At 65.8% G+C, this 21,314-nt stretch carries 26 protein-coding genes; 14 read left to right on the top strand and 12 right to left on the bottom strand.

The features are described from left to right. Positions 1-2: 2 nt before the first annotated feature. From AC3WJR_RS15055 to flgB, 7 genes are read right to left on the bottom strand one after another with little or no spacing between them, the layout of a single operon-like run. Positions 3-680 (bottom strand): flagellar basal body L-ring protein FlgH, encoded by a 678-nt coding sequence (locus AC3WJR_RS15055; RefSeq protein ID WP_492725734.1) that lies wholly within the window; start codon positions 678-680, stop codon positions 3-5. Between the two features lie 11 nt (positions 681-691). Then, a complete protein-coding gene (flgG, locus tag AC3WJR_RS15050) occupies positions 692-1,480 on the bottom strand; it encodes a flagellar basal-body rod protein FlgG (protein ID WP_354278855.1) in 789 nt (262 codons plus the stop codon). A gap of 11 nt (positions 1,481-1,491) precedes the next feature. Continuing rightward, positions 1,492-2,235 (bottom strand): flagellar basal-body rod protein FlgF, encoded by a 744-nt coding sequence (gene flgF, locus AC3WJR_RS15045; protein ID WP_492725733.1) that lies wholly within the window; start codon positions 2,233-2,235, stop codon positions 1,492-1,494. A 23-nt stretch (positions 2,236-2,258) separates the two neighbouring features. Beyond that, the gene (locus AC3WJR_RS15040) at positions 2,259-3,506 is read right to left on the bottom strand and encodes a flagellar hook protein FlgE (RefSeq protein WP_354278857.1); all 1,248 of its coding nucleotides are present in this window, start codon (positions 3,504-3,506) and stop codon (positions 2,259-2,261) included. Positions 3,507-3,546: 40 nt separating this feature from the next. Further along, positions 3,547-4,236 (bottom strand): flagellar hook assembly protein FlgD, encoded by a 690-nt coding sequence (locus AC3WJR_RS15035; protein ID WP_492725732.1) that lies wholly within the window; start codon positions 4,234-4,236, stop codon positions 3,547-3,549. Between the two features lie 2 nt (positions 4,237-4,238). Beyond that, the gene (gene flgC, locus AC3WJR_RS15030) at positions 4,239-4,649 is read right to left on the bottom strand and encodes a flagellar basal body rod protein FlgC (RefSeq protein WP_354278859.1); all 411 of its coding nucleotides are present in this window, start codon (positions 4,647-4,649) and stop codon (positions 4,239-4,241) included. 3 nt (positions 4,650-4,652) lie between these two features. Then, on the bottom strand, positions 4,653-5,009 hold the full coding sequence (gene flgB, locus AC3WJR_RS15025; RefSeq protein WP_354278860.1) for a flagellar basal body rod protein FlgB: 357 nt from the start codon (positions 5,007-5,009) through the stop codon (positions 4,653-4,655). A gap of 268 nt (positions 5,010-5,277) precedes the next feature. Here flgB and AC3WJR_RS15020 point away from each other — a divergent pair, with 268 nt between their 5' ends. The 8 genes from AC3WJR_RS15020 to AC3WJR_RS14985 all read left to right on the top strand — a co-directional run bounded on the left by AC3WJR_RS15020 (position 5,278) and on the right by AC3WJR_RS14985 (position 11,714). After that, a complete protein-coding gene (locus AC3WJR_RS15020; RefSeq protein ID WP_354278861.1) occupies positions 5,278-5,937 on the top strand; it encodes a motility protein A in 660 nt (219 codons plus the stop codon). Beyond that, positions 5,934-6,515, top strand: a complete 582-nt coding sequence (locus AC3WJR_RS15015) for an OmpA family protein (protein ID WP_492725731.1) — start codon at positions 5,934-5,936, stop codon at positions 6,513-6,515. Before AC3WJR_RS15020 ends, AC3WJR_RS15015 begins: the two co-directional genes overlap by 4 nt. A 6-nt stretch (positions 6,516-6,521) precedes the next feature. After that, positions 6,522-7,061 carry a flagella basal body P-ring formation protein FlgA gene (locus tag AC3WJR_RS15010; protein ID WP_354278863.1) on the top strand — a complete coding sequence of 180 codons (540 nt, stop codon included), beginning with the start codon at positions 6,522-6,524 and terminating at the stop codon, positions 7,059-7,061. A gap of 93 nt (positions 7,062-7,154) precedes the next feature. Then, positions 7,155-7,421 carry a flagellar biosynthesis anti-sigma factor FlgM gene (locus AC3WJR_RS15005; protein WP_492725730.1) on the top strand — a complete coding sequence of 89 codons (267 nt, stop codon included), beginning with the start codon at positions 7,155-7,157 and terminating at the stop codon, positions 7,419-7,421. Next, positions 7,418-7,771 carry a flagellar protein FlgN gene (locus tag AC3WJR_RS15000; protein WP_354278865.1) on the top strand — a complete coding sequence of 118 codons (354 nt, stop codon included), beginning with the start codon at positions 7,418-7,420 and terminating at the stop codon, positions 7,769-7,771. Before AC3WJR_RS15005 ends, AC3WJR_RS15000 begins: the two co-directional genes overlap by 4 nt. Before the next feature lie 226 nt (positions 7,772-7,997). Continuing rightward, positions 7,998-8,891 carry a lytic transglycosylase domain-containing protein gene (locus AC3WJR_RS14995; protein ID WP_492725729.1) on the top strand — a complete coding sequence of 298 codons (894 nt, stop codon included), beginning with the start codon at positions 7,998-8,000 and terminating at the stop codon, positions 8,889-8,891. Between the two features lie 34 nt (positions 8,892-8,925). Further along, positions 8,926-10,977, top strand: a complete 2,052-nt coding sequence (gene flhA / locus AC3WJR_RS14990) for a flagellar biosynthesis protein FlhA (RefSeq protein WP_492726181.1) — start codon at positions 8,926-8,928, stop codon at positions 10,975-10,977. After that, positions 10,974-11,714 (top strand): sigma-70 family RNA polymerase sigma factor, encoded by a 741-nt coding sequence (locus AC3WJR_RS14985; RefSeq protein ID WP_492725728.1) that lies wholly within the window; start codon positions 10,974-10,976, stop codon positions 11,712-11,714. The genes flhA and AC3WJR_RS14985 overlap by 4 nt, the downstream gene beginning before the upstream one ends. 129 nt (positions 11,715-11,843) lie before the next feature. On the opposite strand, the gene AC3WJR_RS14980 is transcribed toward AC3WJR_RS14985, so the two are convergent. The 4 genes from AC3WJR_RS14980 to AC3WJR_RS14965 all read right to left on the bottom strand — a co-directional run bounded on the left by AC3WJR_RS14980 (position 11,844) and on the right by AC3WJR_RS14965 (position 14,831). Further along, positions 11,844-12,083, bottom strand: coding sequence for a hypothetical protein (locus tag AC3WJR_RS14980; protein ID WP_492725727.1), 240 nt, complete (start codon positions 12,081-12,083; stop codon positions 11,844-11,846). A 14-nt stretch (positions 12,084-12,097) separates the two neighbouring features. Beyond that, entirely contained in the window at positions 12,098-12,463 is a 366-nt protein-coding gene (locus AC3WJR_RS14975) for a DUF4440 domain-containing protein (RefSeq protein ID WP_492725726.1), read from the bottom strand. Between the two features lie 90 nt (positions 12,464-12,553). Beyond that, a complete protein-coding gene (locus AC3WJR_RS14970) occupies positions 12,554-13,678 on the bottom strand; it encodes a calcium:cation antiporter (protein WP_492725725.1) in 1,125 nt (374 codons plus the stop codon). A gap of 295 nt (positions 13,679-13,973) precedes the next feature. Continuing rightward, positions 13,974-14,831 carry a LysR family transcriptional regulator gene (locus AC3WJR_RS14965; protein ID WP_492726180.1) on the bottom strand — a complete coding sequence of 286 codons (858 nt, stop codon included), beginning with the start codon at positions 14,829-14,831 and terminating at the stop codon, positions 13,974-13,976. Between the two features lie 73 nt (positions 14,832-14,904). On the opposite strand from AC3WJR_RS14965, the gene AC3WJR_RS14960 reads away from it, so the two are divergent. Beyond that, positions 14,905-15,909: a bile acid:sodium symporter family protein gene (locus AC3WJR_RS14960; protein WP_492725724.1), complete on the top strand. Its 1,005-nt coding sequence runs from the start codon at positions 14,905-14,907 to the stop codon at positions 15,907-15,909. Between the two features lie 137 nt (positions 15,910-16,046). On the opposite strand, the gene AC3WJR_RS14955 is transcribed toward AC3WJR_RS14960, so the two are convergent. Beyond that, positions 16,047-17,312: a NupC/NupG family nucleoside CNT transporter gene (locus AC3WJR_RS14955; RefSeq protein ID WP_492725723.1), complete on the bottom strand. Its 1,266-nt coding sequence runs from the start codon at positions 17,310-17,312 to the stop codon at positions 16,047-16,049. 300 nt (positions 17,313-17,612) lie between these two features. Between AC3WJR_RS14955 and AC3WJR_RS14950 the strand changes: the two genes are divergently transcribed. The 5 genes from AC3WJR_RS14950 (at position 17,613) to AC3WJR_RS14930 (ending at position 21,294) form a co-directional block, all read left to right on the top strand. Next, complete coding sequence (locus AC3WJR_RS14950; protein ID WP_492725722.1) at positions 17,613-18,287, top strand: queuosine precursor transporter; 675 nt, start codon at positions 17,613-17,615, stop codon at positions 18,285-18,287. 22 nt (positions 18,288-18,309) lie between these two features. Continuing rightward, on the top strand, positions 18,310-19,209 hold the full coding sequence (gene argB / locus AC3WJR_RS14945; RefSeq protein ID WP_354278875.1) for an acetylglutamate kinase: 900 nt from the start codon (positions 18,310-18,312) through the stop codon (positions 19,207-19,209). A 229-nt stretch (positions 19,210-19,438) separates the two neighbouring features. Continuing rightward, entirely contained in the window at positions 19,439-19,741 is a 303-nt protein-coding gene (locus AC3WJR_RS14940) for a YggT family protein (RefSeq protein ID WP_492725721.1), read from the top strand. 16 nt (positions 19,742-19,757) lie between these two features. Further along, the gene (folD, locus tag AC3WJR_RS14935; protein ID WP_492725720.1) at positions 19,758-20,633 is read left to right on the top strand and encodes a bifunctional methylenetetrahydrofolate dehydrogenase/methenyltetrahydrofolate cyclohydrolase FolD; all 876 of its coding nucleotides are present in this window, start codon (positions 19,758-19,760) and stop codon (positions 20,631-20,633) included. A 40-nt stretch (positions 20,634-20,673) separates the two neighbouring features. Then, positions 20,674-21,294 (top strand): MarC family protein, encoded by a 621-nt coding sequence (locus AC3WJR_RS14930; protein ID WP_354278878.1) that lies wholly within the window; start codon positions 20,674-20,676, stop codon positions 21,292-21,294. Positions 21,295-21,314 lie beyond the last annotated feature (20 nt).

Genomic DNA, 21,314 nt, shown 5'->3' with positions numbered 1-21,314 from the left:
CCTCAGAACGGGCTCACGACGGAGAAGAAGCGGCCGAGCCAGCCCTGGCGGCTCGCACGCGCGACGTCGCCCTTGCCGGTGTAGGCGATCTGGGCGTCGGCGACGCGCGTGGAGGGGACGCGATTATTGGCGTCGATGTCGGCGGTGCGGATTAGGCCCTTGATCTGGACGAACTCGTCGCCACGGTTGAGCGTGACGCGCTTCTGCCCCTGGACCAGCATCGTGCCGTTGGGGAGAACGCGACTGACGGTGACGCTGATCTCGCCCGACAGCGTGTTCGACTGGTCGGCCCCGCCGCTGCCCTTGAACCCGCGGTTGCCGCTGGTGGCGATGTCGGTGCCCTGGAACAGCGCCAGCCGCCCGGTCGTGGGCGGCGTGAAAGCGAGATTGCCCGACGAATCGAGCTTCGAGCTTGCCGACTTGGACGCGGCGGTGCGCTCGACGAGTACGATCGTCAGCGGATCGCCGACCCGGCGCGCGCGCGTGCCTTCGTACAGGCCTGCATAGCCCTCATCGACCTGGAAGATCGATCCGGTCGCCACGACCGGTGTGAGGGCCGGTTGGGGCATCGCCGACGAAAAATCGACCGGCGGCGCCTTCTTGCCGAACACGCGCGACTCGGCCGCGCTGGGCAAAAACAACGCAATTCCGACGATCAGCTGGATGGCGAACGGCTTCATGACCTTAGCCATCAGATATTTTGATTAACATATTTGAGCATTTCGTCGGTCGCGGAGATCATTTTTGAATTAACCTCATACGCGCGCTGGGTTTCGATCATGTCGACCAGCTCTTCAACGACGTTGACGTTCGACCCTTCGAGCTGCCCCTGACGGACGTTGCCACGCCCGTCCTGCCCGGCAACACCGAGGTTGGCGGCACCGCTGGCGGCGGTCTCGACGAGGTAATTGTCGCCCTTGCTCAGCAACCCCGAAGCATTGGGAAAGCTCGCGACCTGGATCTGGCCGAGTTCGCTCGGCGTGGTCTGGCCGGGAATGGTCGCGGAGACCGTGCCATCGGTCCCGATCGTGATCGCGGTTGCGCCCTCGGGCACGGTGATGCCGGGCTGGACCTGATAGCCTTCGCTCGTGATCATCAGGCCCTCAGGCGAGCGCGAGAAATTGCCCGCGCGGGTATAGCCGAGCGTGCCGCCCGGCATCTGGACCTGGAAGTAGCCGTCGCCGTCGAGCGCGAGGTCGAGGCTGTTGTTGGTCGACTGGAACGACCCCTGCGTGTCGATCCGCGCGGTGCCCTGGATCTTGACGCCGGTGCCGAGGTTGAGCCCGGTCGCGTATTTCGTCTCGGACGTGCTTGGCGCGCCCGGTGCGGTCACCGTCTGGTACGCCAGCGTCTCGAACGCGGCGCGATCCTTCTTGTACGCGGTCGTGTTGACGTTCGCGAGGTTGTTCGAGATGACTCGCATGCGCATGTCCTGGGCATCAAGCCCGGTCCGCGCGATATGCATGGCTGCACTGCCCATCGTCTATTCCTTCAGCCTGGAAGCCGCATCACGGATGCGGCGCTTTCGTCCATGTCCTTGGCCGACTTCATCAGATTGGCCTGGACCTCGTAGCTGCGCTGGTTCTCGATCATGTCGACCAGCGCTTGAGTCATGTTGACGTTCGATCCCTCGAGCGCACCGCTCTCGACCTTCGCGTCCATGTCCTGCGGCAGCGTTCCGCCGCCCTTGACGTAGAGCAGATTGTCGAGCCCCTTGACCGTGGTCGTGCCCTTGGGGTTGGTGAGCTTGAGTTGATCGAGCACTTCCAGGTTGCGCGCGTCCCCGCCCATCGGGACGATCGAGACCGTTCCGTCCGCGGAGATCGAGATGCTTTGCGCGGGCGGCACCGTGATCGGGCCACCCGACCCGATCACCGGAAACCCGTCACCGGTCTGGAGCACTCCCGACGCTGCGACCTGCAAGTCGCCGCGCCGGGTATAGGCTTCCTTCCCGTCGGGCGACTGCACCGCGAGCCAGCTGTCGCCGGTCATCGCTACGTCGAGCGAGCGACCGGTCTGCTGGATCGCGCCGGTCGCGCGATCCGCGTCGAGCACGTCCGCCGAGGTCGGCTCGCGCGTTTCGAGCGGCGATCCCTTGAGCGACAGCCGGTCGAACACGACGCGATCGGCCCGAAACCCGATCGTCGAGGCGTTCGCCATGTTGTTAGCGATCGCGGCCTGCGACGCGAGATGCGCCTTGAGCCCCGTTGCTGCCGTGTAGACCAGCTTGTCCATATGCCGCTCCCGCTCCGTTCAGATCAGTTGCGGATGTTGAAGATGGTCTGCGAGATCTGGCCGTTGATATCGAGCGCCTTGGCATTCGCCTGGAAGTTGCGCTGCGCGGCGATCAGGTCGACCAGTTCCTCGGTGATATCGACGTTCGAGCCCTCGAGGATCCCCGCGCTGAGCGAGCCGAAGCCGTTCTCATTCGCCGCACCGAGTGCCGCACCACCCGAAATGCCGGTTGCCGACCAATAGCTGTTACCGGTCTGACGAAGGCCCGTCGGGTTGGAGAAGTTCGCAAGCGCAACCTTGCCGAGCGCGACCGTGTCGCCGTTCGAATAATTTGCCGAGACAATGCCCTGCTTGTCGATCGACACGCCGGCAAGCTCGCCGACCGATGCACCGTCGGCAACACGTGCGTTGACCGAGAACGGGCTCGACTGCTGCGTCGTGCCCGCGAGGTCGAGCTTGAGCGTCTGTGCGACACCGCCGCTGATCGGATTGAACGCGTCATAGGTGATCGGTGCGGCTGGCGCGGTAATGTTGCCCGACGCATCGAACTTCACTGGTGTGCCCGTGGTCGATCCACCGACCTTGAGTTCCTGATCGCCCACGAAGCTGTGCACGGTCCATTCGTTGTTGCCCGAATGAACGTAGTAATTGGTGAGCGTGCTCGCCTTGCCTGCCGAATCGTAGATCGTCGTCGGGGTCGAGCTGTTGTAGCTCGACGCATTGGTGGGCGAGAACGCCGCAGTCGGCACCGATGCTGCTGCATACAGGTTCAGCTTGAGCGAGACGTTGCCGGTTGCTGCCGGCGTCCCGTTGGTTTCCGGCAGGTTGAGCGGGATCAGCCCGTCGGCGCCGGTTGCCGTCGTATTGCCCTTCGCGTCGACCGGATAGCCGAGCAGCGCGGAACCCTGTGCATCGACGACGTTGTGGGTCGCCGGATCGATCTGGAATGCGCCGTTGCGGGTATAAGCGGTCGCCGAGTTCACGCCGCTGGTCTTGACCGCGAAGAAGCCGTCCCCGGTAATCGCGAGGTCGAGCGACGAGCCCGTCGTCTTCAGGTTGCCGACGGTGAACTGCTGGCGGTTCGACTTCACCACCGCACCCGATCCGACCAGCTTGGTGGGGTCGGTTGTGATGCTCGACGCGATGACGTCGGCGAAGTCGGTGCGGCTCTTCTTGAAGCCGTTGGTGCCGACGTTGGCGAGGTTGTGCGACACGGTCGAGAGTTCGGTCTGGGCTGCCTGCAGGCCGCTGAGCGAAGTGTAGAAGGACATGAATTTGCTCCTGGACGAAGAGAATTACGCGGTGATGGGATCAGCCGACCTGGCGGACGGCGCTGACGGCGACCTGCCCGATGCCGGGGACGGTGAGGACGGGGCTGCCCGATGCGGGCACCGAAACGGCGGCGACGGGTGCCCAGACGAGATTGCGCGAGGTGACCGCTTCGCCGCCGTTGGCAGCATCGACCGAAACCGTGAACGGGCCGGTGCCGGCATCGTCGCCGCTCGCGGTCTTGCCGTTCCAGTCATAGCTCGCCGTGCCCGCCTTCTGCGCGCCGAGCGACAGCGTGTTGAGCGTCTGCCCGTTGGCGTCCCTGATCGACACGGTCACGTCGGTCGCATCCTTGTCGAGCTCGACCGCACCGGCGAGGCCGCCTGCCGAACGCCCGTAGGCGCTCGACCCTTCGGTCAGTACGGTCCGCCCGACATAGGCGAGCGCGTCGCTGGCGCTGGTCGCGCCGAGCTTGTCCTGGATCGCCTTCAGCGTCGTTCCCATTTCCGCGATCCCCGACGTGCTGGAGATCTGCGCGAGCTGCGCGACCATCTGGGTATTGTCGGTCGGGGAGAACGGATCCTGGTTGTTGAGCTGCGCGGTCATCAACTTGAGGAAGTCCGATGCACCGAGCGACGACGACGTGGACGATGTCTTTGCCGCATTTGCCGCAGCGGTGGAGCTGGCGTTGATGCCGAGGCTGGTCAGCGTAGAGTCGAAAGTGGAGGCCATGATCAGCGTCCCAGTTTGAGGGTGTCGAGGATGAGCGACTTCGCGGTCTGCATGACCTCGACGTTGTTCTGGTAGCTGCGCGCGGTCTCCATCATGTCGACCAGCTCGCGCGTCTCATCGACGCCCGACTGCCAGATGTTGCCATCCTTGTCGGCGAGCGGATGCGACGGATCGTAGACCTTGGTGGCACCTTCGCCGGCGGTGACGATGCTCTCGACGTTGACCGTCGCGAGACCCGACGCCTTGTCATATTGTGTGCGGAAGATCGGCTTGATCGTCTTGTACGCGGTCTCTTCGCTGCTCGTCACCGCGCCCGCATTGGCGAGGTTGGACGCAGTCGTGTTCATCCGCACGAGTTGTGCGGACATCGCGCGCCCGGCGACCTGGAAGATGGAAAGCGGCTGGTCGGCCATTTCTTATTCGCCCTTCAAGGCACGGGTGATCTGGCCGATCCGCCCGTTGAGGAACGAGAGCGTCGTCTGATAGGCGACGGCGTTTTCAGCGAAGGCGGTCTGCTCGGTAGACAGTTCGACCGTGTTGCCGTCGAGCGAGGGCTGCGACGCGGTGCGATAGCGCATTGCCCCGCTGATGCTGGCGTTCCCGCCCGTGTCCATTGCGGTCTCGGCGGTCGACAGTGCGCTCTGGAAATCGATGTCCTGCGCCTTGAACCCCGGGGTCGAGGCGTTCGCGATGTTCGACGCGAGCACACCCATGCGCTGCGAGCGCACTTCGAGTGCCGCACCGTGTACCCCGAACAAACTGTCGCTGGGCATCGCCCGTCTCCAGCGCATGATTGCGCGCCGGTCGATCAGCAAAGGTCGTGCCAATTGCGGTGCGGGCTTGGCCTAGCAGTCCGGGGCACACAAAGCGGCAAACGCTTGCCGGGCGGCGGCAAGTCGGCAGCCGGTCGTCTGGCCGGGCGGTCGCTGGCTTTGCCGCCGATCGCGCCGTCGCCGGGTATGGCGGGCCGGGTGGATGGGACGCAGGGATCGGGATCGGTCCGTTTACCAAATTGGCCCACCGCTTGCAGAGCTGGCCAGGATGCCCTTTACCCTTGCGCCTTTCCTTGATCCGCTTGCCTTTGCCATCGTTGTTGGCGGGACGCTGGCCGCCGCGGTCCTCCGCACCCCCGCGCGGGACCTTGGGCGGGGGGTGGCGGCATTGCGGATGCTGGGCGCGCCACGCTTCGCCGCAGATCCGTTACTCGACCAGATCGCAGCGTTCGGCCGGATCGCCAAGCGCCACGGTGTGCTGACGCTGGACCGCTCGGTGATCGCGGACCCGGATATCGCTGCGGCGGTCTCGGCGATTGTCGACGGGGATTCGCCCGAGGATATTGCCGAACTGCTCCGTCAGCGTCGCCGTACGCGCGCCGAACGCGCCGTTGCGACCGCTGAACTGTGGTCGACCGCGGCGGATACCGCGCCCGCGATGGGCATGGTCGGGACGCTGATCGGTCTGGTCGGCATGTTCGTCAAAATGCAGGATCCGCGCGCGATCGGGGCGTCGATGGCAGTGGCGTTGCTGGCGACGCTTTATGGTGCGCTGATCGCCAATCTCGTCCTGGCACCAATTGCCGCGCGGTTGCGGCGGATCGCGCGCGATGAAGCGGTCGAGCGGCTGCGGCTCGAACCCCCATTGATCGCGCTTGCGCTGCGCGAACAGCCGCGTCGTCCGCTTGCCGTGGCGGCATCGGCATGATCGCGTCCGAGGACGTCCTGCCCGAGATCACACCGGCACGCCCGGCGTGGCTGATGACGCTTGCCGACCTCGCGCTATTGCTGGTCGCGTTCTTCGTGTTCATCCAGGCCAATCAGCAACTGGATGGCGACACCCTCGCGCGCGGGATCCGCGCCGGGTTCGGCGCGGTCGATACGCCCGCGATCGTGCCGCCCGCGCCGATGCCGGTTTCCGCAAGCGGACTGCACGGTTTTGCGGTTGGATCTGCCGCGTTGCCGGGTCCGGTCGCTCCACTGGTCGCGTGGGCGCGCGAAGCCTTGGGCGATCCGCGCGCAATGCTTGCGGTGACGGGGATGGTCGACGGATCGAGCGACGACGTCGATCCGGTCACCCAAAACGCCGCCGTGCTTGCCGCCGATCGCGCGCGGACGATCGTCGGGGTGTTGATCGCCCACGGGATCGCATCCGATCGCATCACCATCACCGCCGCGGGTCGCGCCGGCCGACGCGGCGTCAGCGTGACGACGGGATTTGCCGGCAACCGGCAAAGGCCTGCCGTTCCGGCTGCCGCTTCCACAACACAACCCACAAGGATCTGATTGCCGATGCGCCGTCTGCCGTTGCTCATCCTCGGGCTCGTCGCCAGCCCGCTGTCTGCCGCCTCGTTCCAGGATACCGGGGCGATCGACCGCGCGGTGGCTGCGTTTACCGGCCACGGAGTCGGCAACGAAGGCGGCGCGCGCACGCCGGTCGACGGGCGGCTCAAACTGGCCGCCTGTCCGATGGTGTCGATGGCGTGGCGTACCGAAAACCACGATGCGGTCGTGGTGACCTGCACCGGTCCGGAGTGGCGGTTGTTCGTGCCGGTCAAGCTGGCCGCCGCAGCGCCCAGGGGGGCTGCCCCGCTTGTGATCACCCCCGGTGTGCAGGCCGCCGCGGTCAGGCCGGTCTATGTCATCAAGCGTGGCGATCCGGTGACGATCAGTGCAGGCTCGTCGGGCTTCTCGATCACGCGCGAGGGCGTCGCGGCTGGCGATGCGGTCGTCGGCGGGCGGTTCATGGTGAAGGTGGATGACCAGAAGAACCCGGTCCAGGCGGTCGCGGTCGCCGCCGGAAGCGCCACGCTGCCGGGTTGGACAGAATGATTTAAGCTTTGCCCAAGCCGGTCGTTATACCTTTCGTCATCTCTTCCCAAAGGTGCTGATGTGGTAGACGCGATCGGACCCAAGACTGTTTCAATGCCCGAGCGGCTGGCCGTGTCCGCCGTTGCGTCGACCGGATCGGTCGCGTCGACGGTCAGCGCCGCGAACAAGCCGGCAGCGACGGCAACCCAGCAACTGGAATTGTCGGCAATCGCGTCCGAAACCGGCAAGGGCGTGCCGGTCGACACCCAGCATGTCGAGGATGTCCGCCGTGCGGTCCGCAACGGGACGTACCCGATCACTCCCGACACGATCGCCGATCGAATGCTCGCGCTGAAGCTCAACTGGAGCCCCTCGAAATGACGCCTCCCGCAACGCGCCGTGATGCTCTGATCGCGGTGATCGAAGCGCTGCACGCCGAAATCGCGGCGCTTAAGACCAACGATGTCCGTGCGTTGGAACAGGCTACAACCGACAAGCTGATGCGGATCGAGGCGGTTGCGGCGTTTGGGGATACGCCTCCGGAGACGGAAACTCGCGCGCTTGCCGAGGAAGCGCAACGGCTTAACGACACGTGCCGGATCTACGTCAACCTGATGGCGGCAAATGTCCGCCGCCGCCTGCAAAATCTGACCGGTTCGGCCGGAGCGGCAATGGGGGCGGCACCGGGGAGCGTGTATCGTGCCGGGATGGGGCTCGCGGCGTTCGCCTGAGGGGCGATGTGACGCCCTTTTCATAACCGCTTCCCCGGCGAAGGCCGGGGCCCAGTCGCGCAGGTTTTTCTAACGAAGCGCTGACCTCCGCCACTGCTGCCTCTCTCCTGGGCCCCGGCCTTCGCCGGGGAAGCGGCAAGTTGGGGGAAGCGGCGCATAGGCAAAAACTGGCACGTCTCTTGCTGATCCCCCCTCGTCCGTCTGAACGCGGGCGAACAGGGGACCAATGCCTTTCAATCCGCTTTCCATCCTGAACGGTGCCGTCGACGCGAGCGGCGCGGGCGGATCGATTCGCAGCGCGATCGCCAATGCCAGCCAGAAAACCGGCATCGATTTCAACTATCTGATGGGCCAGGCCAAGCTCGAGAGCGGGATGCGCAGCAACGCGCATTCGGGCACGTCGAGCGCGAGCGGCCTGTATCAGTTCGTCGACCAGAGCTGGCTGCGCGTGGTCAAGGCGCATGGCGCCGAACACGGCCTCGGCTGGGCAGCGAACGCGATCTCGACCAGCGCGAGCGGCAAGGCGGTCGTCAACGATCCCGCGACGCGCCAGGCGATCCTATCGCTCCGCAACGACCCCACCGCCGCGTCGCTGATGGCCGCCGAGCACGCCAGCGACAACAAGGGCGCGATCGAGGGAACGCTCGGGCGCAGCGCGACCAGCACCGATCTCTATATGGCGCATTTCCTGGGCTTGGGCGGCGCGCGGCAGTTCCTCACCGCGATGCAGGCAAACCCCGACCGCAGCGGCGCCGCGATGTTCCCCGCCGCCGCCAACGCCAATCGCAACGTCTTCTATGATTCCGCCGGCGCGCCTCGCTCGCTCTCGCAAATCTACAACCGCTTCGCCGCCAAGCTCGATGCGGCGGGCGCGCCGCAGACGATCGATGCAACCTCGGGTCTGTCCGCGACGCGGCTCGGCGAATGGGGCGCGGACGTTATTCCCGGCAATGGCGAGGAATCGACCTCCAACGCCGCGGTCTGGGCGCAGAACACGCTCGCGCAGCTGAGCGGCACCAACAGTTTGGCGGGTACCCGCACCGAAACCGCGAGCCTGCTCCGCCCGACCCCGAATACCGCGCGGCTCGCGTACATGATGCTCGCGACGATGGGAGCCTGATCCAGTGGCCTTGTCCCCCAAGACCGGTGGCGTGATGCCGCTACTGCGTTCCGCCGCGCTGCCGGTCGCGATCCTGTTGCTGGTCGTGCTGATGGTCGTGCCGATTCCGGCGGCGATGCTCGACGTGTTCTTCATCATGAACATCACGATCAGCCTTGCGGTGCTGATGGTCAGCCTCAACGCGCAGAAGCCGCTCGATTTCTCCGCCTTCCCGACGGTGCTGCTGTTCGCCACGCTGTTCCGCCTGAGCCTCAACGTCGCCTCCACCCGCGTCGTGCTGGTCCACGGGCATGAGGGCGAGAGCGCGGCGGGCCATGTGATTGAGGCGTTTGGGACGTTCCTGATCGGCGGCGATTATGTCGTCGGCCTGTTCGTCTTCGCGATCCTGGTGATCATCAACATGATCGTCGTGACCAAGGGCGCGGGCCGCGTGTCCGAAGTCAGCGCGCGCTTCACGCTCGATGCGCTGCCGGGCAAGCAGATGGCGATCGACGCCGATCTCAATGCCGGGCTGATCACCCCCGACGAAGCCAAGGCGCGCCGGATCGAGGTTTCGACCGAGGCCGATTTCTACGGCTCGATGGACGGCTCGTCCAAGTTCGTGAAGGGCGATGCGGTCGCCGGCCTGCTGATCCTCGCGGCGAACATCGTCGGCGGGCTGATCCTCGGCCCCGTGAGCCACGGCATGACGATCGCGGACGCGGCGCACAATTACGTGCTGCTCGCGATCGGCGATGCACTCGTCGCGCAGATCCCGTCGCTGATGCTGTCGATCGCCGCCGCCGCGATCGTGACTCGCGTCACCTCGAGCATGGATCTCGCGGGCCAGATCGGCAGCCAGTTCGGCTCGGCGCGGACCTGGACGCCGGTCGCGATCATCCTCGCTTTGCTCGGGGTGATGCCGGGGATGCCGCATCTGATCATCCTCCCCGCCGCCGGGCTTGCTGGGTTCGCCGCGTGGAAGATGCGCCAGGCGTCGCTTCGCCCCGTGCCGGTCGAAGTGCTTGCGCCCGAGCCGGTCGACCATTCCAAGATCGGCTGGGACGAAGTCTCGGACCTCATGCAGGTCAATCTCGACATCGGCTACGGCCTGGTGCCGCTGGTCGACGAACGCCGCGGTGCGCCTTTGATGGGCCGGATCACCGGGGTCCGCCGCCAATTGTCGAAGGACATGGGCTTCGTCATCCCGCAGGTCCGCGTGCGGGACGACATCAACCTGCCACCCTACACTTACCGCATCATCGTCGGTGGCGTCGTGGTCGGCGAGGACAGCGTTTCGCCCGACGAGATGCTCGCGCTCGATACTGGGCAGGCGATCGGCGGACTGATGGGCAAACCCGCCAAGGACCCGACCTTCGGGCTCGACGCGGTGTGGATCGCAGCGGGTGATTCCGATGCGGCGACGGGGGCGGGCTATCTCGTGGTCGATCCGGGCACCGTCATGGCGACGCACCTCAACCACCAGTTGACGCAACATTCCGCCGAGCTGCTCGGCCCGGACGAAGTCCAGTCTCTGCTCGACGGGTTGAAGGACCGTGCGGCCAGCCTCGTCGCGTCGCTGTCGCCCAACCCGCTGCCGCTGACGACGCTGACGCAAGTGCTCAAGGGGCTGCTCGCGGAGAACATCCCGCTCAAGGAATTCCGCCGGATCGCCGCCGCGATCGCGGTCGCCGCACAGCGCACCGCCGACGCCGAGGAAATCATCGAGGCGATTCGCCCCGATCTCGGCGGGCTGATCATCGGCAAGATCTGCGGCGTGCGCGAGCCGCTGCGCGTGATGACGCTGGAGGGCGGGCTCGAGGGGCTGCTCGGCCAGGCGATGCGCGCCGATCCGTCGCGCCGCCACACGATCGAACCCGATCTCGGTCGTCGCATCGTCGATGCGCTGCAACGCGCGGCACAGCCGCTGGTCGACGAGGCCAAGCCGTTCGCGCTCGTCGTCCAGCCCGCGATCCGCGTCGCGATCCGCAAGCTGGTCAAGACCTGCCTGCCCGACATTCCGGTGATGAGCTTCTTCGAAGTGCCGGAAGAAAAAGCCGTCGAAGTCGTCGCCGTGATCGGCGCTCCCGGAGCTCTCCCAGCATGATGCAGCTTTCGCCCACCGCCTTCAGCGATGCCCAGCCGCTCGTCTATGGCCGCACCGCCGCCGCGCCCGACCTCAAGTTGCTGGCGAAAAAGCATCTGCCGCTGGTCCGGCGGATCGCGTGGCACGTCCACGGCAGCATGTCCTCCTCGGTCGAAGTCGAGGATCTCGTCCAGATCGGGCTGGTCGCCTTGGTCGAGGCGGCGGGCGCGTTCGAGGAGCGCGGGCAGGTGACGTTCGAGCAATATCTGATGACGCGGGTGCGTGGCGCGATGATCGATGCGCTGCGCCGCTCGGCAACGCTCACGCGCGGTGCGATGCAGCGCAAGCGGATGTATGCGCAGACGGTCGCGGCGATGACGACTGAGCTGGGGCGTGCGCCGGAGGAAGCGGCGGTCGCAGCGCGGCTCGGTGTATCGCGCGACAAGCTGCGGATCGATTATGCGAGCGCGCAGCCGGTGCGGCTCGAACCAATCGAGGATCTCTATTCGGACGAAGGCCCGTGGTTCGCGAGCGACGAGCCTGATGCCTTCGCGCAGCTCTCGGAGAGCGAAGAGCGCGATACGCTGATCGCCGCGATCACGTCGCTGCCCGAGCGCGAGGCGCTGGTGATCCAGCTCTATTATGTCGAGGAAATGAACCTCGAGGAGATCGGGCTGGTGATCGGCGTCGGTTCTGCGCGGGTGTGCCAGATCAAGGCGTCGGCGCATGCCAAGCTCAAGAAGGCGATGCTGGGGTAGAGTCCCTCTTACCATCCTCCGTTCGGGCTGAGCGAAGTCGAAGCCTCGCACGAAGCGAGGGCCCTTCGACCTCGCTCAGGGCAAACGGGGGGAGGGGGTAGCCCTAACCCAATATCAGGTTCATCCCCGTTAGTCGGCGGTAGCCATCCCCTGCTTCCGCGCGCCCACGATCATCTTCTTCGCGATACCACGCACAGCGTCGTCATCCTGCGTCCCGTCGCTCGCCGGATCCCCTAGGTGATCCAGGCTCCCTTCGAGATAGTCGAGCAGCCCCGGATGCTTGTCCTCGACATATTCCATCAGCTTGAACAGCAGATGCTCGGTCGCGATCTCGCGCTGGCGGACCCGGACTGTGGTGTCGTCGCTCATCATCGCCTCCTTAATTACCGCTCGACCGACTTGGTCAGCACCGGCGTTTGCTGATGCTGGACAACGCGCCAGACTTCATGCTCCAGGCGGCGGATGACCGAGCTGCAATGCGCTTCATAGGCTTCGTCGCCGCGCTGTGCATGGACGTGATAGCCGATCACGATCAGCCCCTCCTGCGGGCGCGAGACGGTCCGCTCTCTCAACTCGGCGCTGTCCCAGACGGGCGTATCCGCGACCGCGTCGATCGCTTCAGTTCCCTGCAGCACGAACGGCGGGCGTGGCAGCACCATGACGACTTCCGCATCGACCTTCTCGCGGTAATTGTCAGGCCCTTCGGTCCAGAGGCTTTCCTCGAAGCTCCACAAGCGGTTGTCGTCCATGTCCGTCTCTCCCAATAGCAAGGGGAGGAAGGCCGGAGGCGGCAAAACGTTCCGCGCAATCGTGCGACGGGTGCCCGGAACGCGCCGGATCTATGGCACGATCGTGGTGAACAGATAGGCCGCGAAGATCACCAGGTGGACGACCCCCTGCAACACCGTCGTTCGCCCAGTGCCAAGCGACAGCGTCGCAACGAACAGCGACAGCGCGAGCAGCGTCATGCTCTTGGGGTCGATCCCCAGCGACAGGGGAAGGCCGAGCACGAGAGAGACGATCGCCACGCTTGGGATCGTGAGTCCGATCGTCGCAAGCGCGGAGCCGAGCGCGAGGTTCAGGCTGGTCTGCAGTCGGTTGCGTTTTGCGGCCTTGTACGCGGCGAGGCTTTCCGGCGCGAGGACCAGCGCCGCAATGACGACGCCGACCACCGCGAGCGGCAACCCGGCGCCAAGCACCGCGGCCTCGATCGTCGGCGACAGCGTCTTGGCAAGCAGCACGACCGAAGCCAACGCAACCAGCAGGACGCCGAACGCGATCCCCGTCGCGCGCGTCGATGGCGGGGCGGCGTGGTCGTCGTGATCGTCGCTGGCGGGGAGGAAGTAGTCGCGGTGCCGCACCGTTTGGACGAGGATGAAGGTGCCGTAGAGAATCAGCGACACCACCGCGACGAACACCAGTTGCGACGTCGCGTAGGTCGGCCCGCTGGTCGAGGACGTGTAATTGGGGAGGATTAGCGACAGCACTGCCATCGCGGTCAACACCCCGAGCGCCGCGCTCATGCCGGTCAGTGTGAAGCGCTGTTCGACATGCCGCGCGGCACCTGCGACGAGGCACAGTCCGATGATGAAATTGAGGATGATCATGATCGCGGCGAATACGGTGTCACGCGCAAGTTCGGTCGCGCCGCCTGCATCCGACAGCATGAGCGACACGATCAGCGAAACTTCGATCACCGTCACTGCGATCGCCAGCACCAGCGTGCCGAAGGGTTCGCCGACCTTGTGCGCGATGACCTCGGCATGATGCACCGCCGCGAGTACGCTCGCGATCAGCACGACGACCGCGACAACGGTTCCGCCCGATCCCATCTTGGCGACGCCGAACAAGGCTGCAAGCAGGCCCAGCACTGGCGCGACGAGGGTCCATAACGGCAGCGCCAGCCGATCGGGCATCGCGCCATCCGCGCACACGATCGGGTCCGGCGCGACTTCGATGACCATGAAAAATCCTTGTAATGCAGTCCGAGTATCGGTGCCGGATCAATAGCCCGGGCTGGAGAAAGGTCCGGTTTTCATCAAAGATAATATAATGACGCGGAACTTTAGCGACTCGGCAAGGATGGTAATCCACGCCCTGTTCCCAATCGTTTAAAGGCGGTGTTGGGTACGGTTGAGGCAATGGCCGGCCGGCTGAGATGGCGATGCGTGGAGGGACCAGATCCCAGAGCCACGCAGGTTTAGAGCAAGCTGCCGGATCATGATGTCGTGCGGGACCGCAACGATCCGATGCGGCGGTTCAGCCGACATTCGCCCACTGCAGGATCGCCTTGGTCAGCGCGTCTGACACCGGGGTTCCCCCGCCCGGGCCAATGATGACGAACTCCATGTGCGGCAGGTCGGGAAGCGTGTTGTCCGCAGCGACTCTTGCGAGGCCGGTCGGGAGCAGGCGAAGCGAATGCGGCAGGACTCCGAGCCCAGCCCGCGCAGCCGCGGTAAGGCCGCTCAGGCTCGCGCTTGTGAAGGCGACACGCCACGCCCGGCGGCTGGCGTCGAGCGTGGCAATCGCCATCGCACGCGTAACGCTTGGTGGGGGGTAGAGCAGCAGCGGTACGGGCGCGTCGGCATCGTGGAGATAGTCGGGCCGGGCGATCCACACCGCTTGCTCGCCCCATGCGGTCACCCCGCGCGGGTCGCCCGCGCGACGCTTGGCAAGGATGATGTCAAGCTGTCCCGCATCATAAGCGTCGTACAGGTCCTGGCTCAGCCGCGCGGTCACGACCATGTCGACTTCGGGATGGCGGCGCGCGAAATTGGCCAACACGTCGGGGAGCGCGGACAGGACGAAATCTTCGGAAGCACCGAAGCGCAACCGCCCCCGCAACGGGACGCCCGACAACTGCCGATCGAGCGCGGCATAGCTTTCGAGGATCCGGCGCGCATGATCGACCAGCACTTCGCCGTCGACCGTGAGTGCGACCCGGTGCGTATCGCGCGCGAGCAGGCGGCGCCCGGTGATCGTCTCGAGCCGCTTGATCTGCTGGCTGACGGTCGACTGGCCGGTCCCGAGCGTCCGTGCTGCGCGGGTGAACGTTCCTGCTTCGACCACTGCAAGGAAGGCGCGCAACAGCTCCGGGGTGATCCGCGTGATGTCCATCACGGATCATGATAACCGTTATCGGTCCCATCACAATTGTGGATGACGCACGCGTAGCGTAGCAACCGACCCTATGACCGCTATCCGATCGCTGCTCGGCCGCCTGCCGATCGATGCCTATATGCTGCTGCTGATCGGGACGGTGGCGTTCGCGTTCGTCCTGCCTGCGCGCGGAGTCGGGCAGGACATTGCCGAGGACAGCGTGCTGGTCGCGGTCGGGCTGTTGTTCTTCCTGTATGGCGCGCGGCTTTCGCCTGCTGCCGTCTGGGCGGGGATCACGCACTGGCGGCTCCAGTCGCTCGTCCTGGCGAGCACCTTCGTGATCTTCCCGATCATCGGCCTCGCGACCTATTGGGGGACGCGCGGGTGGTTGCCCGAGGGGATTGCGATCGGGCTGCTGTATCTGTGCCTGTTGCCCTCGACGGTCCAGTCGTCGATCGCGTTCACCTCGATCGCGCGCGGCAACGTGCCCGCTGCTTTGTGCAGCGCATCGGTGTCCAACCTCCTGGGCGTGGTAGTCACCCCGCTGCTGGTCGCGGCATTGCTCCAGTCGGCGGGGGGCGGCTTCTCGTTGCGCGCGATCGAGGGGATTGCGCTCCAGATCCTGTTGCCGTTCGTCGTCGGGCAGGTCGCCCGCCCAGTGATCGGGAAGTGGCTGGTCGCACATCGCACGCTGACCTCGGTGGTCGATCGCGGCTCGATCCTGCTGGTGGTCTATACCGCGTTCAGCGCCGGGGTGGTGGCGGGGGTATGGACCAGCCTGTCGCCGATCGACCTGGCGGTGGTGCTGGCGATCGACCTTGCGATCCTGGCGGTGATCCTGTGTGTGACGACCGCGCTTGGCCGGTGGCTCGGGTTCACCACCGAGGACGAGATCGCACTCGTCTTCTGCGGGTCCAAGAAGAGCATGGCGAGCGGGCTGCCGATGGCGACGATCCTGTTCGCTGGGCATTCGGTCAGCCTGATCGTGCTGCCGCTGATGCTGTTTCATCAGGCGCAATTGTTCGCCTGCGCGATTCTCGCGCGGCGATATGCGCGGCGCCCGGAGGGGGGCGAGGGGGATGCGGTGCCGGCTTAGCCGCACCCGACCCGGTTGCACTCCTACCATCCGTTCGGGCTGAGCGCAGTCGGAGCCCCCCGCGACACGCCGGCCCTTCGACTCCGCTCAGGGCGAACGGATGTCGGGGGGCGATCGTTAACGCGACACCAGAACCGTTACCCGATCAGCAGGCCCGCGAGCGCCGCCGACATCAGGTTTGCAAGGCTCCCCGCCGCGAGTGCGCGCAGGCCGAGCTTGGCGATCATCGGGCGCTGGTTGGGGGCGAGGCTCCCCGCCGACGCCATCTGGATCGCGATCGACGAGAAATTGGCGAAACCGCACAACGCGAACGTCACCACCGCGGTGGTATGCGGCGAGAGGTTCTGCATCTTGCCGAGATCGATGAACGCGACGAATTCGTTGAGCACGATCTTCTGCCCGAACAATTCGCCCGCTGCCTGCGCTTCGGTCCACGGAATGTCGAGCAGGAACATCACCGGCGCGAAGACGAAGCCAAGGATGCCCTGGAAGCTCAAATCGGGATAGCCGAACCACCCGCCGATCCCGCCGAGGATCCCGTTCGCCAGCGCGACCAGCCCAACGAACGCAAGCACCATCGCGCCGACAGCGACCGCGATCCGCACGCCGGTCTGCGCGCCGTTGGCGGCGGCCATGATGATGTTGGCGGCGCGTTCTTCCTCGAGCGCCTTTTCGGCGACGTGGAGCACCGCTTCCTCCGGATCGTCGCCGAGCGCGAGCTCGCCCGCGGGGGCTGTCGTCTCGTCGGGCATGATGATCTTGGCCATCAGCAATCCGCCCGGCGCGGACATGAACGACGCGGCGAGCAGATAGGGCAAAGCGCCCTGGCCGAGGAAGGTGGCGTAGGCGAGCAGAATCGTGCCCGCGACGCCCGACATGCCGACCGTCATCACCGCAAACAATTGCGGCGGGGTCAGCCCGGCGAGATAGGGGCGGATCACCAGCGGCGATTCGCTTTGCCCGACGAAGATGTTGGCGGCGGCGCACAAGGCTTCCACCTTGGACACGCCGATCACCTTCTCGATCGCGCCGCCGACCCAGCGGATCACGAACTGCATGATCCCGAGATGGTAGAGGATCGACACCAGGGCCGCGAAAAAGATGATGACGGGGAGCGCCGAGAAGGCGAACGCCGTCCCGAAGGTCGGGTCGCTCGCAAGCCCGCCGAAGATCGTCGTGGTGCCGGCCTTGGCATAGCCGAGCAGGTTCCACACCCCGCGCGACATGCCTTCGATCATCTGGCGACCGATCGTGCTGTGGAGCACGAGGACAGCGATGATCACCTGCAACGCGAACGCCGCCCCCACGACGCGCAGGCGGATCGCGCGGCGATTGGTCGACAGCAGGACGGCAAGCCCCAGGATCACGACGATACCCAGGATGCCGATCGGAAATTTGTCCACGTATTCCCCGCAGTTTCGCGCGCACTCCAGTTTTGGCGCGCAACGGGAGCGGACCATACACGCAGACGCGGATAGGGCTAGGGGGCGGGGGAGAAAGTGGTGGGTGTGGGGTGTGGGCGGGCTTTGTAAAACCTGCGTCATCATGAACGCGTTTCAGGATCCAGCGCTCCGCGAGTCCGGACTATACCTGTTGCGCAGTGGATGCTGAAACACGTTCAGCATGACGGCAGCTTTTTGGATGCGTCGGGCCGCCCGAGAACAGATTCCCTTCCCCACAACATTCCGCTAGCGTCCCGCGCGATGACGACACCTGCTCCTGCGATCCCGCGTTCGCTTTTCGCTTTTTCGATCTTCTACGGCGGGATGGTCTGCATCGCGGGCGTGCTCGGCAACAAGCAGGTCTCGCTCGGGCCGATCTCGCTGCTCGGGCCGCTGGTGGGAATCGGTCCGCTCGCGGTCGAGGCAGGAATCTTCGCGTTCCTGCTCCTCGTCGTGGTGTCGAGCGCGGTGGCCGAATTGCACGGGCGGACCACCGCGAACCGGCTCGTGCAAGTGGGGTTCGTGCCGCTGGTAGCGTCGATCCTGCTGTCGGTCGTCGTGCTCGCCGCGCCCGCCGCGCCTGAGATGGAACCAGCGCGGCGTGATGCGTTCGCGCTGATGATGGGCGGTACGCCGCGGATCTGGCTCGGCGGGATCGTCGCCTACGGGATTTCGCAGACGCTCAACGTGACGATCTTCAGCTGGCTCAAGCGCAACGAGCGCGGTGGGCTGTTGTGGCTGCGCGCCGGCATCGCGAGCATCCTCAGCCAGATTGTTGATACGCTGCTGTTCGTGACGATCGCCTTTTATGGGGTTTTCCCGATCGGGGCGCTGCTCGCCGGGCAGATGCTCGCGAAGGTAACGCTGTCGGCTGTGCTGGTGCCGCCGTTGATCTATCTGGTGGTCGGGATCGGGCGGCGACTGGATCGCGGCTGACTTACGCGATAAGGGCGCGGGCATGACCGATTATTCCCCCGCCCCCGCCTTGCTTGCCAAGGCCGAAACGCTGGTCGAGGCGCTACCTTACATGCAGCGCTATGCCGGTGCGACGTTCGTCGTGAAATATGGCGGGCACGCGATGGGCGATCCCGAGGCGGCGCGTGACTTCGCCGAGGACGTCGTGTTGATGAAGGCGGTCGGGATCAATCCGGTCGTCGTCCACGGCGGCGGCCCGCAGATCGGCGCTATGCTCAAGCGACTGGGCGTCGAATCGCGCTTCGTCGATGGCCTGCGCGTGACCGACGCCGAAACCGCCCGGATCGCCGAAATGGTGCTCGCAGGGTCGATCAACAAGGAAATCGTTGGCTGGATTGGGCAGGCGGGCGGCCGCGCGGTCGGGATTTCGGGGAAGGACGCCAACCTCGTCACCGCGACCAAGGTCGGGCGCGAGACGCCGGATACGCTGCAGGGGATCGAACGGCATGTCGATCTGGGCTTCGTCGGCACGCCGGTCGGGGTCGATCGCCGGATCATCGACACGATGTCGGCGGCGGGGATCATCCCGGTGATCGCGCCGATCGCGATCGGGACCGATGGCCATACCTACAACATCAATGCCGACACGATGGCGGGCGCGATCGCCGCAGCGTTGGGCGCGGAACGGTTGTTCATGCTGACCGACGTGGTCGGCGTGCTCGACAAGGACAAGCAGCTCGTCACCGATCTCGACCCCGCAGGGGTCGCGCGGCTGCGCGCCGACGGGACGATTTCGGGGGGGATGATTCCCAAGCTCGAGACGTGCGTCCATGCGGTCGAGGGCGGGGTCGGGGCTGCGGTCATTCTCGACGGGCGTGTGCCGCATGCGATGCTGCTCGAGATCTTCACCGATCGCGGGGCGGGGACGCTGGTGCGGCGCTGACGTTCGCTTTTATTTCCGCCGTCACCCTGAACTTGTTTCAGGGTCCACCGTGCCGCACTTCCGGTCCGTGCCCGTTGCGCGGTGGATGCTGAAACGAGTTCAGCATGACGGCGGGGGTGGGTGGCGTCCCGCGCACCACGAAACGAACGCTTCGGGCCAGACGCTAAGGGGGTGTTCGCATTTGCGAGATACCGCTAGGATCGCACAGCTCAACGCCCGGAGACGCCATTTGCATACGATCATCCAGATATTGCAGGTCCTGATCAGCGCGATCACGACGATCGTGCTGATTCAGGTGGTCCTGTCACTGCTCGTGTCGTTCAACATCATCAACACGCATAACGAACTCGTGCGGTCGATCTACAACGGGCTCGAGCGCGGGACTGAGCCGCTGTATCGCCCGTTCCGTCGGATCCTCCCCGATTTCGGGCAGATCGACCTTGCGCCGTTCGCGTTGCTGCTGACGCTCAAGATCGTCAGCATCATCCTCACCAATTACGACGCGCATCTGCTCGTCGGCGCGCCGCTCTAAGCCGGAGCCTGACGGCATGACCGCTACGATCATCGACGGCAAGGCGTTCGCCGCTGCCTTACGCACGCGCATCGCCGCGCAAGTCGCGACCTTTGCGGAGGCTGCAGGTCGCGCGCCGGGGCTCGCGGTCGTGCTGGTGGGGGAGGACGCCGCCTCCGCGGTCTATGTCCGCAACAAGGGCAAGGCGACGCGCGGCGCCGGGATGATCAGCGTCGAGCACCGCATGCCCGCCGATGTTGCGCAGGATGATCTGCTCGCGCTGGTCGACGTGCTCAACGCCGATCCCGCGATCGACGGGATCCTCGTCCAGCTCCCGCTCCCCGGCCATATCGACGAGCGCGCGGTGACGACGCGGATCGACCCCGACAAGGACGTCGACGGCTTCCACCCGGTCAACGCCGGACGGCTAGCGACGGGGATCACCGGGTTCGTGCCGTGCACCCCGCTCGGCTGCGTGATGCTTCTGAAAGATACGCTCGGCGACCTGACCGGGCTCGACGCCGTGGTCATTGGCCGGTCGAACATCGTCGGTAAGCCGATGGCGCAATTGCTGATCGCCGAAAGCTGCACCGTTACCGTCGCGCATTCGCGCACGCGCGACCTGTCGAGCGTGGTCAAGCGCGCGGACATCGTGATCGCGGCAGTCGGCCGGCCCGAGATGGTCAAGGGCGACTGGCTCAAGCCCGGCGCGACCGTGATCGACGTCGGGATCAACCGGACCGAGGCGGGCCTCGTCGGCGACGTCGATTTCGCGGGTGCGATGAGCGTCGCAGGCGCGGTGACGCCGGTCCCGGGCGGGGTCGGGCCGATGACGATCGCGTGCCTGCTGCGCAATACCTTGGTGTCGGCCGCGCGGCGCGAAGGCGTGGTGCTCGACGAGGCGGCGTTGTGACGCCCGCGCAGGCGGGGGGCGCACGGGCGGGGGGCGGCGAATGATCGAACTCTATATTTCTTCGCTGATCACCTTCTTCGTGGTGATCGATCCCCCCGGCTGCGCGCCGATCTATGCAGGGCTGACCGCGGGCGCATCGCCCACCCATTCGCGTGCGATGGCATTTCGCGCTGTGCTGGTCGCATCGGGCATCCTGCTGGTGTTCGCGTTGTTCGGGGAGGCCTTGCTCCACGGGCTTGGGATCAGCCTCGCCTCGTTCCGCATCGCAGGCGGGATCATGCTGTTCCTGATCGCTTTGGAAATGGTGTTCGAAAAGCGCACCGAACGCCGAGAGGACCGCGCCGCCAAGGTCGCCAACGATCCCGAGGTTGAGGACGTGTCGATCTTCCCGATGGCGATGCCGATGATTGCGGGGCCGGGGTCGATCGCGTCGGTGATGCTGTTGATGAGCCGCAACGAGGGGATCGAACGCTCCGCGGTCGTGCTGGCTGCGCTGATCACGATCCTGCTGCTGACGCTGGTGGCGTTGCTCGCGGCAGGGCCGATCATGCGCGTGCTCGGCGCGAAGATCGAGGCGGTGATCACACGGCTGCTGGGCGTGCTGCTCGCGGCGCTGGCGGTGCAGTTCGTGATCGACGGGGTGCGGGTGAGTCTGGCGTAAAGGTAGCAGGGGCTGCCGCC

Source organism: Sphingomonas sp. FW306-05-A, from assembly GCF_058782275.1.
Note: the sequence above shows the minus strand (reverse complement) of the source record. Positions and strands in the feature narration are given on the sequence as shown.